This window comes from Candidatus Reidiella endopervernicosa (genome assembly GCF_013343005.1).
Taxonomy (GTDB): Bacteria; Pseudomonadota; Gammaproteobacteria.
The window spans coordinates 1497511-1509750 of the sequence record NZ_CP054491.1 but is presented as its reverse complement, the minus strand read 5'-3'; the positions used below and the strand labels follow the sequence as shown (position 1 = coordinate 1509750).

Sequence of the window (12240 nt, the reverse complement as noted above, 5' to 3'; positions counted from 1 at the left end):
GTAATTTTTGGCTCATATTACCGAGAGCTGAGCCGCTCACCCGTGCTGCTGACTCGCGCCGCCATTACGCAGCTTCTCACTCAGTTCAACGCGATTTCGCCCTCGCTCCTTGGCGTAGTAGAGCGCCTCATCTGCCTCGCCAATCAGCAAAAAGGGAGGGGTCTCGGCCGTTGGGGTGAGCGTGGTAATACCCAGGCTGACAGAGATACAGGTGGAGACATCTGAGGAACTATGACGGATGCGCAGCTTGGCCACCTCATTCTGGATCTGTGCAGCCAGATTGAGTGCTCCCTGAGTGCCGGTAGCAGGCAGCAGCACCACAAACTCCTCGCCACCATAACGTGCCACCAAATCAGCAGGGCGCTGCGTTGCCTGCTGCAGGGCAGCGGCAACGCGCTTCAGACAATCATCTCCCGACTGGTGGCCGTAGGTGTCGTTAAACTGCTTGAAATAGTCGATATCGAGCAGAATCAGCGAGACCTCATACTCGCCACCACGCAACGAACGCTTCCACTCATTCTCCAGTGCCGCATCGAACTGACGACGATTGGCGATACCGGTCAGGCCGTCAAGCGAAGAGAGCTTCTGTAATTCCTTAATACTATCCCTGAGTTTTTTCGTCATGCCGTTAAAGGCTTTGGCCAGGGCGTGAAACTCTTTCAACGAACGTCCCTCAATCTGTGTATCGAGGTCGCCGCGGGTACAGCGTTCGATCTGTCCCATCATATTTTCTACCGGCCGGAACAGGAAGCGATTAAAGAGCCATAACGCTAACAGCAGCGAAGCGAGCGTAAGCGAGAGAAAACCGAATGTGGTGCGCAACTGGGTGTCATACATCTCAGCGTTGAGCTCTTCGACATTCTCCATCGCTACCAGACGGAAGGCGGGCTCACCATTGTCGCTCATCATCACGTACTCGACTGGCAACCACTCGAACTGCTCCCGACCACTACCATGACTCTGATAGATCGGTGTGCCGCTCATGTTAAAGATCTCTAATGGCATCTGAATAATCTCTGCAACACGAGGCAGATTAAAATTCGGCTGCACTACCAGCTCCAGATAACCCTTCACCCTCAACCCACCCACCGGCACTAGTACCGAGTAGAGCGGACCGATAGGCGACACCCACAGTCCGCCTACGGCCTTGAGCCGATCGGCACCGCTCCGGGGCTTCGCACGCGTATAGAGGAAGGGTGGCAATCCCTGAGTCAGATCGGCACTGCCACGCCGACTCTCGGCCAACTGCTGTAGCTCAAGATCGAAAACACGCAGCTTCACCAGCTCAACATCGGCCACCCCGACAAAGCCGGTGATAAAGGGATCATCGAGCACATCGAGCAGGCGCTTGCGTCCCCCCTCTTCAGCCAGCTGCTGCAGACTGTCACGAAACTCATCGCGCTTCTGTAGCGAGAAACCGACCGAGACCACCTGCGAACGCAGACTCTTGATCACCTCGCCTCCCGCCACCTCAATCACACGCGAGAGCGATTTGATCTGTGAACCGAGCGCAGCCTCACGAAAGTGACTGCCCGCAACGAGCGAAAGAAAGGCAGAGGAACCACCCAGGATGAGCAAAATGCCGATAGAGAGCACTCTCAGTGAGACGCGTTCAATCCTCATCAACAACTCCCTGTCGATTGATGCAGTAGTCCATTATTAACAAAGATAGATCCATCAGCGTTTATCAACCTCACTGCACAATCGGCAGCTCCTTGTTGATCCACTCTTTCCAACCGCCTCGGAACCAGTAGATGTTTCCATAACCCCAGCCCAACGCACGCCGCACCGAGTTGCTGCTGCGCAGACAACGCGGTCCGTTACAGTAAAAGGCAATCGGCGTGGTGAATTCTGGGGCAACAGCGTCGAGTTTCTCCGGGGTCATCTCAGTATCGAGCAGGAATATGGCCCCCTCGATATGCCCTTTGGCGTACTCGGTATTTTTACGAGCATCGACAATAATCAGTTCTGGATTGGAGATAATCAGATCGACCAGCTGCTCAGCGGTGACGATAGTGGCACCTGGAATGCTCTCTGGTGCCAGCGGTTTCTCGGCATAGAGCGGTGTTGCGATGAAAAGTAACGGAACCACAAAAAGCCATTTTTGTAGCATCGTGAACCCCCTGTTCTTTTATTATTTTTTATAATTACTCACCAATTGTAAGGGGATGAACGGTGAATAACAAAACAGTAACTGTGACGGCGATCACACTACCGCCGCCACAGTGGTGAAGCCTTAGATCACTTTAGAAAAACGCTGCTCACTCTTTTCACGCAGGTAACGATCGAACACCATACAGACGTTACGAATCAGCAGCTTGCCCGCAGGAAGCACACGAATCATATTACCCTCCAGCGCCAACAGCCCATCCGCCTGCATCGTCTGCAACTCACCCAGCTCAGTGCTGAAGTAGTTGGCGAAGTCGATGGAAAAATCGGAGGCGATCTTGTTCATATCGAGCTCGAAGTGGCAGATCAGCTGGGTAATCACCTCACGGCGTAGCTTGTCATCGGCATTAAGTTCGATGCCGCGGAACACCGGCAGACGTCCTGCATCGATCTCGGCGTAGTAGCCCTCGAGATCTTTCAAATTCTGGCTATAGCTGTCGCCAACCATGCCGATCGAGGTAATACCGAGTCCAAGCAGGTCGCAGTCGGCATGGGTCGAATAGCCCTGGAAGTTACGGTAGAGACTCCCCTCACGCTGCGCCACCGCCAGCTCATCGTCAGGCTTGGCGAAGTGGTCCATGCCGATATAGACGTAACCCGCCTTGGTCAGCTTCTCGATGGTCAACTGCAGGATATCGAGCTTCTCCTGCGGGGCCGGCAGATCGTCCTCATTGATACGACGCTGCGGCTTGAACAGCTCTGGCAGATGGGCGTAGTTAAAGACTGAGAGACGGTCGGGATCGATGGTCAGAATGCGGTCGAGGGTGGCATCGAAACTGGCCACGCTCTGGAACGGTAGACCATAGATCAGATCGAGTGAGATCGATTTAAAGCCCTCCGAGCGTGCCGCTGAGAGTGCGCCAAGGGTCGATTCCTCGCTCTGGATACGGTTAACCGCCTTCTGCACCCTGGGATCGAAATCCTGTACACCGAGACTCATGCGATTGAAGCCGAGTTCACGCAGCAAAGCGATGGTATCGGTCTGAACCTCACGTGGATCGATCTCGATCGAGTACTCGCCGGTATCGTCATCATGCAGCTTGAAACACTCGCGGGTTTTGTCCATCAGCGCACGCATCTCATCATGGCTGATAAAGGTCGGCGTACCGCCGCCCCAGTGGAGCTGGTCGACGGTGCGCTGATGATCAAACAGCCCCGCCTGCAGCTCCATCTCACGGTGCAGACGCTGCAGATAGGGCGATGCCTTGGTGCGGTCCTTGGTCACCACCTTGTTGCAGCCGCAGTAGAAGCAGACGGTGTCACAGAAGGGGATATGGAAGTAGAGCGAGATCGGTCCGCCCTTCTCATTACTGCGTTTGGCCCACTCGATATATTCGGCCTCGGCAAAGCCGTCATGGAACTTCACCGCCGTCGGATAGGAGGTATAACGCGGACCCGATTTGTCGTATCGACGAATCAGTTCAATATCAAAAGTGAGACTCTGATCCATCAATTATTCCTCTTCTTCTTCAACACCCAGCCCCTTGCGGTGGGTCTCATTGATCATGCGAAATAGAAACTTGAAAGGCAGTTGACGATCGGGTGCAGCATCGACCACCGCGATAAAATTCAGGTCTTCATTCTCGAACTGGTAGCTACCATCAGCCATCGACTGACGCAGCTCCTTCACCATCTGCTCCAGTGGTTCGAGAAACGGCATCGTCCCCATCGACTCACCATCATACTCACAGGCAAAACGCAGCTCCTCAACTTCATCGATCGCCTGATCGACCAGGCTTACATACGCTTCTGCTGTCTTGGGTCGTTTAATCATGGAAAACTCTCGCCTCGCTAAATCTACAAAACTAACTCTATTCACTTATTCGAAATCGGCCTGATGCTCATCGAGCTGCTCGGCGGTGAGCAGGAAGATACCGTGCCCGCCGCGCTCAAAATCGAGCCACATGAACGGCACCTGCGGATAACGCTCAGCCAGCGCATGCTCGCTATTACCGACCTCGACGATCAGTATACCGCCTGGATTGAGGTGACGCCGTGCCTCACGCAGCATTCGCGCCACTACATCGAGTCCATCATCACCCGCTGCCAACCCCAACTCCGGCTCATGCCGATACTCCTGCGGCAGTGCGGCCATATCTTCAGCATCAACATAGGGGGGATTGCTGACAATGATGTCGTAGCTCTGATCACCGAGTGCCTCAAATAGATCTGACTGTATCGGGTGTACCTGCTCGCCCTGCTTGTGCTTCTGCACATTAACCTTCGCCACCTCAACCGCATCGATGGAGATATCGACCGCATCGACCTGCGCCTCGGGGAAGGCGTAGCCACAACCGATCGCGATACAGCCACTACCGGTACACATATCGAGCACTCGCCCCACCTGCTCATACTCGATCCACGGCTCGAAGTGGTTCTCGATCAGCTCGGCGATCGGCGAGCGCGGCACCAACACCCGCTCATCAACGTAGAACGGCATATTGAGGAACCACGCCTCGTTGGTCAGATAGGGGGCGGGACGGTGCTCAATCACCCGGCGTAGCAGGAGCTCCATCACTGCACGCCGCTCACTCATGGTCAGGCGTGCATCCATATACTGTTCTGGAATCTTTGGCGGTAGATGCAGCGCATGCAGCACCAGATAGGCCGCCTCATCGAGCGCATTATCGGTGCCGTGACCGAAATAGAGCTTCGCCTCGAGAAAACGGCTCATGCCCCAGCGAATGAAGTCGCTGATGGTGTGCAGGTCTTGAATCGTCTGTTCAGTTTCGTTCATCGTGCCGGCCCGGCTGGAAAGTCGCCCATCATAAACGATGGCGAGAAATGGCGACAGAGCACCACTACAGACAGCGTGGGCATAGTCGGGCTAGAATCGGCGCAAACAACAACCAAACGGACACCATGGACAAGCGCACCAACGCACCCGGCGCAAGCCTGCTCGACTACATCAAGGGCGCCCCACAGATCCTGCTCCCCGGCCACCTGCTTTCAGGGCTGATGCACCGCTTCACTCGTATCGAAGCCGCCTTCCTGCGCATCCCTTTCACCCGCTGGTTCGCCCGCAAGTTCAAGATCGACATGGAAGAGGCGGTCAACACCGACCCTGCCAACTTCCGCGATTTCAACAGCTTCTTCACCCGTGCCCTGAAATCCGACGCCCGTCCGATCTGTGAGGGTGAGAACACAATCGCCTCCCCCGTCGACGGCCACGTTAGCCAGGGCGGCGGCATCAACGACGGCTCTATCTTCCAGGCCAAGGGGCGCGCCTTCAGCCTCTTCGAGCTGCTCGGCGGCAGCGATACACTCACCGAAGAGTTCGAGGGGGGTGACTTTCTCAACATCTACCTCTCACCGCAGGATTACCACCGCATCCATATGCCGATCACCGGCACACTGCGCGAAATGCACTACGTACCGGGCCGCCTCTTCAGCGTCAGCCCCGCCACCGTTCGCGCGATCCCACAACTCTTCGCCCGCAACGAACGCGTCATCTCCATCTTCGACACCGAAGCGGGACCGATGGCGATGATCAAGGTCGGCGCTATCTTCGTCTCCAGCACCGAAACCGTTTGGCATGGCGAGATCGGCCCACGTGGTCCGCAGCCGTGGAGCAAAAGCTACGAAGGGAAAGAGGCCGTCACCCTCAACAAAGGCGACGAGATGGGACGCTTCAACATGGGCTCCACCGTCATCCTCCTCTTCGCCAACGGCAAAACGAAGTGGCTACCCGATTTCACCAATCATCAACACCCAACCCGCATGGGTGAACAGATAGGCCATAGAGTAGAGGCTAGAAGCTAGAAAATCATTCAGGGAACAGGAGAGAGGCAGCAGGATGCAAAACGCCACCACACCACACACACAATAAACCGGGCTGCCAAAGGGAGAACTCTTGGCTTCATAACGCGTTATATGAGCCATCCGCATATCACAATATATGTGCCGGCCACATAATCTACTGTTATGCGATAAAGCATGCGAGTCTATTACTACACCGCTGAAGAATTTGCTCTCTCAAACATTATCAATGAGAGAATTAAGATCTCATTGATTGATGATCTAAATGATCCTTTTGAGTTTCTAGGTGTAGATTTATCAAATAAATCTTTCCGCCAGGCATTTAAGGCAGGGAGATGCCGCAGCAAAGAATGCGGCATCATCAGCTTCTCTAAAGATTGGAATAACCCACTTATGTGGGCGCACTATGGAGATAAGCATAAAGGCATGTGCCTCGGCTTTGACATTCATGATTCCCATATTAAAGAAGTCACGTATTTTCCGGAAAGAATGGCCCCAGAAGTGGATATGGAAAAGAAGTATGGCGGCCTTACCGAGGATATTGTCGTAAATCTAATGTGTACAAAGTACATTGGATGGAAATACGAAAATGAAGTTCGAGTAATTGTCCCTCTTGAAGAGAAAGACCCATCTGGGTTTTACTTCACGGACTTCAAAGGAAATATGGAGCTTCAAGAGTAATACTTGGGCCACGCTGCAATCTAAATATTGATCAGGTGGCTAAGTATCTATGTTCTTATGAATCTGAGGTCAATGTTTTAAAATCTAGTATTGCCTTCACAAAGTATGAGGTGGTTCGTAATTAAGCTGTGCCAGAGTATGTGCACCCCGCCTAACAAAGCCAGCCAGAATGAACCAAAACCGAGAAACAGCACGAGAAATATACAACCGCTGGTCCTGCAGCATGGAGCCGTCGGTTCTGCTTGACTGCATTAGTGATCTCGAGGGACTTCTTCCGGAAGAGGATCCCAGCGGCGACGTCCCCTATATAATGGGATTGTTGGTATATGATCGTGAATGTGAAGAGGATCCGGGGAGTCGCTATTTTTGCGAAAGTTTGTTTTGGGCATCCAAGCCCAAGCAAACAGCAAAAACTTAACGCGACCGTTTATGCCTGCGGCGCCCCGACGTCCTGCGTTCGTTGCGTAATCACCTCTTCGCGGCTCTACACAACTCCCTCAGTGACTCTACGCCGACATAAAGCCGCTGCTGCATCTTCTCCGTCGTTCGCTCGCGCTCTCAACTACGAATAGGCAGACGGCGTCGACTATCGGGGACTAACCGCCCTCACTTCGCTCTCCATGGCGGTCAGCGGGCGATACTGATCTGGCACTGCTGCATTTCGCCGCAGCAATCCAAAGAAATCGACCCCATTACATGGCTCATCTATATTCAGGACATTGCCACCATGACAAGAAGCGTTATCAAGAGGCGCTCCAAGAATATGACTTAGTGGATACCGGTCGTCTTCGCCAAGAGTACCCTCTGGCGATACGTCAAACTCCAGGAGCAAAAGGGAGAGTGTCTTTTCTGGATCGGGCAGCAATCTGACGCGACAGTAATGTTTGAGGAGGTCGCTTCGTTTTACGACAGTAATCCATATGGCGATCTAGTTGATCCCACTGAAGCGCTGAGAGCATTGGGTCAAGATCATCCGATTGCCATTCGGTTGAAGCGACACATGGAGCAGTACTACGGTACCGATGGTAACAAAGCCTTGGAGAAGTATTTTGCACTACGCGCCAATACTCTCAAGGCAGACGTCATGTGAAGGAATTAATATGGATAAATTTCTAGAGGCCGCAATTGATGAAGCGAAAAAGGGATGGCCGAGGGTGGTGTTCCAATCGGATCGGTACTCGTTATTGATGGAAGAATAGTTGGGCGAGGTCATAACAAGCGAGTGCAAAATGGAAGCGCAGTATTGCACGCAGAAATGGATTGCCTGGAAAATGCGGGGCGAATTAAGGCAGCAGATTATCGTCGAGCAACCTTGTATTCAACATTATCTCCCTGTGATATGTGCAACGGTGCCGCCCTCCTCTATGGGATCCCAAAGATAGTTATAGGAGAGCACCGTACATTTTGCGGACCAGAGAGCTATGTAAAGTCACGAGGCGTTGAAGTGATAGTTATTGATAACCAGGAATATCATGAACTTATGCAGACGTTTATTGAAAACAATCCAGAGCTGTGGAATGAAGATATTGGCGAATAGAACCCACATAACAAGTCATTAAATCAAAGGCTCAGAGCACTTGATCGACGCACACCAACAGGGACAACCAAACTCAAGGGAACTAGCGTGAAACAAAAACTGATCATTACCCGCCGTTGCATGTCTCCTCCTCTGAATGAGATTCTGAACGTATTATGGCAGGCCGGTACGCGGACAGAGGCCGTACATCACGGAGCTTGAAGGTTAGTTATTCACTTTGATAGCGACGAGGGGCAGGTGGGAATGAGAATGTGGCGATGATATAACTATTAAACAAGGATCAGAGTACTGTCGACAACAGCAGGACACAAACTCAGGACTGAGCAGATGAAATCAAACGATCGGTTACCGCCGTACTGATCACTCCTTACACCGAAAACTACGCTTCTTGGCCCCAATCTCTTATTGCGCGGCGTAGGATGACTGGTCCGACCACGGCAGGCGTTAGTTCATGAGGGACAGTAGCAGGCAGGGAGACTGTGGCGGTGAATAACTAGAACAATCGGCTGTCAGCACGAGGCTAGATTGAGCTAAATCGATACAAACATAGCGCTGATCCATTACACGCGATAAACACACTCGCTTTCCATCCTCGACAGACGGAGATTGATTTGATTTTCTTGACCACGCGGCGATTATTATGCAGGCACTCACAAGCCCGGGAACGCACCACAGCAACAACGCGAATTCAGACGAAACAGAGCGCCTTCAGGCGTAAACAGAATCCTCGGTCGTATTTGCGAAAGCTGTTTTGGGCATCACACAAACAGCAAACTTAACGCGACCATTTATCCCTACGCCCCGACTGCCGCTTCGTTGCGTAATCACTCTTCGCTCTCACGCTCCCAGTGACTCTACGCCGACAAAACCGCCACTTCCGCGCGAAAAAGCGGCGTCGACTATCGCGGACTAACCGCCTTTGCTTCGCTATCCATGGCGGTCAGCGATCGTTAACAAGACTTCCTTTCAAACATTCAATCCCATCGTCCATATAGCGCTGCCTGTTGATCAGACCAGGTTACGTTCAGCCCTTTAGCGCAAGCAGACCAGAAAGCAGATAAAAGAGATACATCGCCTGACCAAAGGTCAAATGAGACAAAAAACTTAAAATTGGCATTGCAACGGGTCTTGGGTGTTTTTGAGCAAAAAACCCGTGACCCAATGCGGGCTGCAATATTAGATAGGGCACAACGAGAGTTACGACACCAAACAGCGACGCAGACAAGAGCGTGGGCGAGGCATCTCTCACCACATACGTTAAGAAAAAATATATCAGCGACCAGGAGACTCCAATCAAATAATGCATAAACCAGCCAAATGCCAATTCACCCTGCACCTGCTCTGACTTCGATATGTGACCATGGGTAAACTGGCCTTTTCTCATCAACAAAAACCACCTACCAATAAAACGCCATTCAGTCTTTGGCGTACCAAAATACTTTGCCATGAGGATGCTAAAAACATCCAAAAGCGCCGTCGCTAATAGACCAATGGTTATTGCAATGATGACATGGATCATACTCACTTCACTTCTCCATGATTCAAGGTTGCGGCACGCTTTCGAATAAACGCGCCTACCACTATGGATTACTTATTGCTATCGACCGAAACAAGCTGTTGAAAATCGGCGTGAAAACTTCGCTTAAACCACTTGCGATAAAATCGATCAACACAGGTTAAAAACCAGGTCCGAGAGCAATTACTACAGATATTAGAGAAAACACTCTCTGGCCCAGCTTACACTAGTATCGACTCTCTTCCGCACCAACACCATCCGAAACCATAACGCCTAATTAACAAACAGAACAACGCATCAATTTTCTGGCCAGAAAGGTGGATAAAGTCCCTCCTCTCACTCAGGCGTGACGCCCAACAAGGGCATCCTGCAACCACTCAAGGCCTCATGCCTGCTCCCGTTAATCCAGATGGTGGACCGACCCGGTGGGAAATTGAGCCTCTGTTGCAACGATGCGCCAGGTAAAAACACCTTAGGCGGTCTTAACAACGAGTCGTTGCTTGATGCCTGGCACAACGAGAGCTGACAGCGCGTTCGAGAAACCATCAAGGCGGGCGTACTGGGATATCGAGCTACTCAAAGTGCGATAGCTTCTCCGGAAACCTCCTCAATCAACTCGCAACAATACCCCGGTAGCATGGACACAGACATATTACCGACCCTACCTCACTCAGCGCTCGTCTCTTCGGACGAAACCAACCGCTGAATACTCACATGAAAGTTACGCCTTAAACCACATTCGGTGGAATCTACCAACACAAGTTGACTCCGTACAGAGCAGAACAAATACAATCGTGTAGAGACCAACACCACTAACCAAGACAATCCGATATACTCACCGCATTTCAACTCTACAATAGAGAACAATATGGATCGAGACTATCAACATGGTTTTCTGACAATGGCACTGCTATGTTCGACCACGCGGGCAGACAGAAAAAGCCGCCACCATGATTAGTGTTTTATCTGACGCAATAAACAAACCTCTTGAAAACCTTACCACCCTTAATGTCGGCGGATCAGCGGGGATTATCGATGAGTATCTGTCTAGATATTTCAGTCATGTGACCGGCATTGATATTGATGAAAAGCGATATTGTATGCAAAGACCAACTTTCAAAAGAAGGGTTAACATTTGAAATTGGTGACGCAATGAACATGAAGTACGAGGCGAATTCATTTGATGTCGTTATCTGCTCTCAAGTTTACGAACATGTACCCGACGCGGCAATGCTAATGCAAGAGATGTTCAGGGTATTAAAACCTGGTGGAGCAATCTATTTTTCAGCAGGCAACCGATTAATGTTCAACGAACCTCACTACAACCTCCCCTTGCTTTCAGTACTCCCACGACCTTTGGCACATCTCTATTTAAAGATGAGCGGCAGAGGTGACCACTATTATGAAAAACACTTTACCTACTGGGGCCTCAAGAGACTCGTGAGAGCGTTCGAGGTTATTGATTACACACCCTTAATTCTATCCAAACCTGAAAAATACAAAACCGAATATATGGTTAAGCCAGGATCAAACAAGCAGAAAATCGCAGCTTTTATTTCGAAATATATGATTTGGTTAGTCCCTGGCTATATATGGATATTGAAAAACCCTGATCACATTTAAACAATAGTCAGGCAGCAGCCCGCCGTTAAACAATACTCATTCAACTGGCAATAGACGCTGAAAGTCCGCATGAAAGTTGCGCTTAAACCACTTGCGATAAAATCGATCAACACAGGTTGAAGTAGAACAGAGCAGCTTGTCCGTTAACGTCAAATCGGAACGCCAGATCACCCGATACTGCTCGCGTCGTAGTCGTCCTTTCACCTTGTAATCCCTTACATCTCGCTCGGCAGGATCGAACCATGCTCGCAGGTCGCTAGCCTTGCGATTGGCGGCCACCGACATCTTCTCATGCTGGCGGCGATAGAAGAGAAAGTCCTCAACCTGATGAAAATGTCCCAGCAGCGCCAGCTCGGTCAGTAGCGTTTTGTCAGATGAGAGATGAGTACCGATGAGGTGGGTCTTTTTCAACGCTGAGAGCCTGATCAGACCAAATACGGAATTACAGAAGTGCAGCGTACGCACCAGCCGCTTCATACGGCGATGGGGTTTGTGATGGTTAATATCGAGCCGGTCGTAGTAGAGACCCACCTCACGACCTTCGGCGTCGATAAATATCGAGTGTGAAAAGGCGAGCACTGCATCTCGATTTTCATCGAGCGCGGCCACTGTCTGCTCAAGGTAGCCGGGTGAACAGAGATCATCATGAGCGGCCCATTTGAAGAATTCACCCCTCGCCCTCTCGACAAGGCGGTTATAGTTCCACGCTGCACCTCGGTTGATCTGCTCACGCAGGTAGATCACCCGTCTATCTTCGGCTGCGAATTTTTCACAGATCGCCTGAGTGGAATCATCGGAGCCGTTATCGGAGATAATCAGTTCGAAGTCGGTGAACGACTGTTCAAGCAATGACTCCAACGCAGCGGCAAGAAAGTCCTCACCGTTATAGACCGGCAGACCGATAGTGACTCTGGGTGCATCGCTGCACCGATTATGTTGCGTGGACATAGCTGTT

Annotated in this window: 13 protein-coding genes and 1 pseudogene; 7 read left to right on the top strand and 7 right to left on the bottom strand. The window is 51.3% G+C overall.

The window, feature by feature from the left end; translation table 11 throughout:
• Positions 1–36: 36 nt before the first annotated feature.
• The 5 genes from HUE57_RS08495 to prmB all read right to left on the bottom strand — a co-directional run bounded on the left by HUE57_RS08495 (position 37) and on the right by prmB (position 4906).
• Positions 37–1623 (bottom strand): GGDEF domain-containing protein, encoded by a 1587-nt coding sequence (locus HUE57_RS08495; RefSeq protein ID WP_078483222.1) that lies wholly within the window; start codon positions 1621–1623, stop codon positions 37–39.
• Between the two features lie 70 nt (positions 1624–1693).
• Positions 1694–2113: a rhodanese-like domain-containing protein gene (locus HUE57_RS08490; RefSeq protein WP_078483221.1), complete on the bottom strand. Its 420-nt coding sequence runs from the start codon at positions 2111–2113 to the stop codon at positions 1694–1696.
• 123 nt (positions 2114–2236) lie between these two features.
• A complete protein-coding gene (gene hemN, locus HUE57_RS08485) occupies positions 2237–3619 on the bottom strand; it encodes an oxygen-independent coproporphyrinogen III oxidase (RefSeq protein WP_078483220.1) in 1383 nt (460 codons plus the stop codon).
• Between the two features lie 3 nt (positions 3620–3622).
• The gene (locus HUE57_RS08480; RefSeq protein WP_078483219.1) at positions 3623–3943 is read right to left on the bottom strand and encodes a hypothetical protein; all 321 of its coding nucleotides are present in this window, start codon (positions 3941–3943) and stop codon (positions 3623–3625) included.
• Positions 3944–3988: 45 nt separating this feature from the next.
• Entirely contained in the window at positions 3989–4906 is a 918-nt protein-coding gene (gene prmB, locus HUE57_RS08475; RefSeq protein WP_078483218.1) for a 50S ribosomal protein L3 N(5)-glutamine methyltransferase, read from the bottom strand.
• Between the two features lie 125 nt (positions 4907–5031).
• On the opposite strand from prmB, the gene asd reads away from it, so the two are divergent.
• The 6 genes and pseudogenes from asd (at position 5032) to HUE57_RS08445 (ending at position 9059) form a co-directional block, all read left to right on the top strand.
• Entirely contained in the window at positions 5032–5931 is a 900-nt protein-coding gene (gene asd / locus HUE57_RS08470; RefSeq protein ID WP_078483217.1) for an archaetidylserine decarboxylase, read from the top strand.
• A 174-nt stretch (positions 5932–6105) separates the two neighbouring features.
• Positions 6106–6609 (top strand): DUF2971 domain-containing protein, encoded by a 504-nt coding sequence (locus tag HUE57_RS08465; RefSeq protein WP_174673022.1) that lies wholly within the window; start codon positions 6106–6108, stop codon positions 6607–6609.
• Positions 6610–6941: 332 nt separating this feature from the next.
• Positions 6942–7181: a hypothetical protein gene (locus HUE57_RS08460; RefSeq protein ID WP_236860706.1), complete on the top strand. Its 240-nt coding sequence runs from the start codon at positions 6942–6944 to the stop codon at positions 7179–7181.
• Positions 7182–7489: 308 nt separating this feature from the next.
• Positions 7490–7699, top strand: a complete 210-nt coding sequence (locus HUE57_RS08455; protein WP_174673020.1) for a hypothetical protein — start codon at positions 7490–7492, stop codon at positions 7697–7699.
• Positions 7700–7709: 10 nt separating this feature from the next.
• A pseudogene (locus HUE57_RS08450) lies at positions 7710–8146 on the top strand (nucleoside deaminase).
• A 751-nt stretch (positions 8147–8897) separates the two neighbouring features.
• The gene (locus tag HUE57_RS08445; RefSeq protein WP_174673019.1) at positions 8898–9059 is read left to right on the top strand and encodes a hypothetical protein; all 162 of its coding nucleotides are present in this window, start codon (positions 8898–8900) and stop codon (positions 9057–9059) included.
• Positions 9060–9170: 111 nt separating this feature from the next.
• Here the strand turns inward: HUE57_RS08445 and HUE57_RS08440 are convergent, their stop codons facing one another.
• A complete protein-coding gene (locus tag HUE57_RS08440) occupies positions 9171–9665 on the bottom strand; it encodes a DUF2938 family protein (RefSeq protein WP_236725647.1) in 495 nt (164 codons plus the stop codon).
• Between the two features lie 1080 nt (positions 9666–10745).
• Between HUE57_RS08440 and HUE57_RS08435 the strand changes: the two genes are divergently transcribed.
• A complete protein-coding gene (locus tag HUE57_RS08435; protein WP_174673018.1) occupies positions 10746–11285 on the top strand; it encodes a class I SAM-dependent methyltransferase in 540 nt (179 codons plus the stop codon).
• 36 nt (positions 11286–11321) lie between these two features.
• Here HUE57_RS08435 and HUE57_RS08430 read toward each other — a convergent pair whose 3' ends face one another.
• Complete coding sequence (locus HUE57_RS08430; protein ID WP_174673017.1) at positions 11322–12233, bottom strand: glycosyltransferase family 2 protein; 912 nt, start codon at positions 12231–12233, stop codon at positions 11322–11324.
• Between the last annotated feature and the right edge of the window lie 7 nt (positions 12234–12240).

What these genes read in the sequence shown, in the direction of transcription:
- HUE57_RS08495 (WP_078483222.1), bottom strand. Translation starts at nt 1,623, where the DNA reads ATGAGGATTGAACGCGTCTCACTGAGAGTGCTCTCTATCGGCATTTTG.
- HUE57_RS08490 (WP_078483221.1), bottom strand. Translation starts at nt 2,113, where the DNA reads ATGCTACAAAAATGGCTTTTTGTGGTTCCGTTACTTTTCATCGCAACA.
- hemN (WP_078483220.1), bottom strand. Translation starts at nt 3,619, where the DNA reads ATGGATCAGAGTCTCACTTTTGATATTGAACTGATTCGTCGATACGAC.
- HUE57_RS08480 (WP_078483219.1), bottom strand. Translation starts at nt 3,943, where the DNA reads ATGATTAAACGACCCAAGACAGCAGAAGCGTATGTAAGCCTGGTCGAT.
- prmB (WP_078483218.1), bottom strand. Translation starts at nt 4,906, where the DNA reads ATGAACGAAACTGAACAGACGATTCAAGACCTGCACACCATCAGCGAC.
- asd (WP_078483217.1), top strand. Translation starts at nt 5,032, where the DNA reads ATGGACAAGCGCACCAACGCACCCGGCGCAAGCCTGCTCGACTACATC.
- HUE57_RS08465 (WP_174673022.1), top strand. Translation starts at nt 6,106, where the DNA reads ATGCGAGTCTATTACTACACCGCTGAAGAATTTGCTCTCTCAAACATT.
- HUE57_RS08455 (WP_174673020.1), top strand. Translation starts at nt 7,490, where the DNA reads ATGTTTGAGGAGGTCGCTTCGTTTTACGACAGTAATCCATATGGCGAT.
- HUE57_RS08440 (WP_236725647.1), bottom strand. Translation starts at nt 9,665, where the DNA reads ATGATCCATGTCATCATTGCAATAACCATTGGTCTATTAGCGACGGCG.
- HUE57_RS08435 (WP_174673018.1), top strand. Translation starts at nt 10,746, where the DNA reads ATGAAAAGCGATATTGTATGCAAAGACCAACTTTCAAAAGAAGGGTTA.
- HUE57_RS08430 (WP_174673017.1), bottom strand. Translation starts at nt 12,233, where the DNA reads ATGTCCACGCAACATAATCGGTGCAGCGATGCACCCAGAGTCACTATC.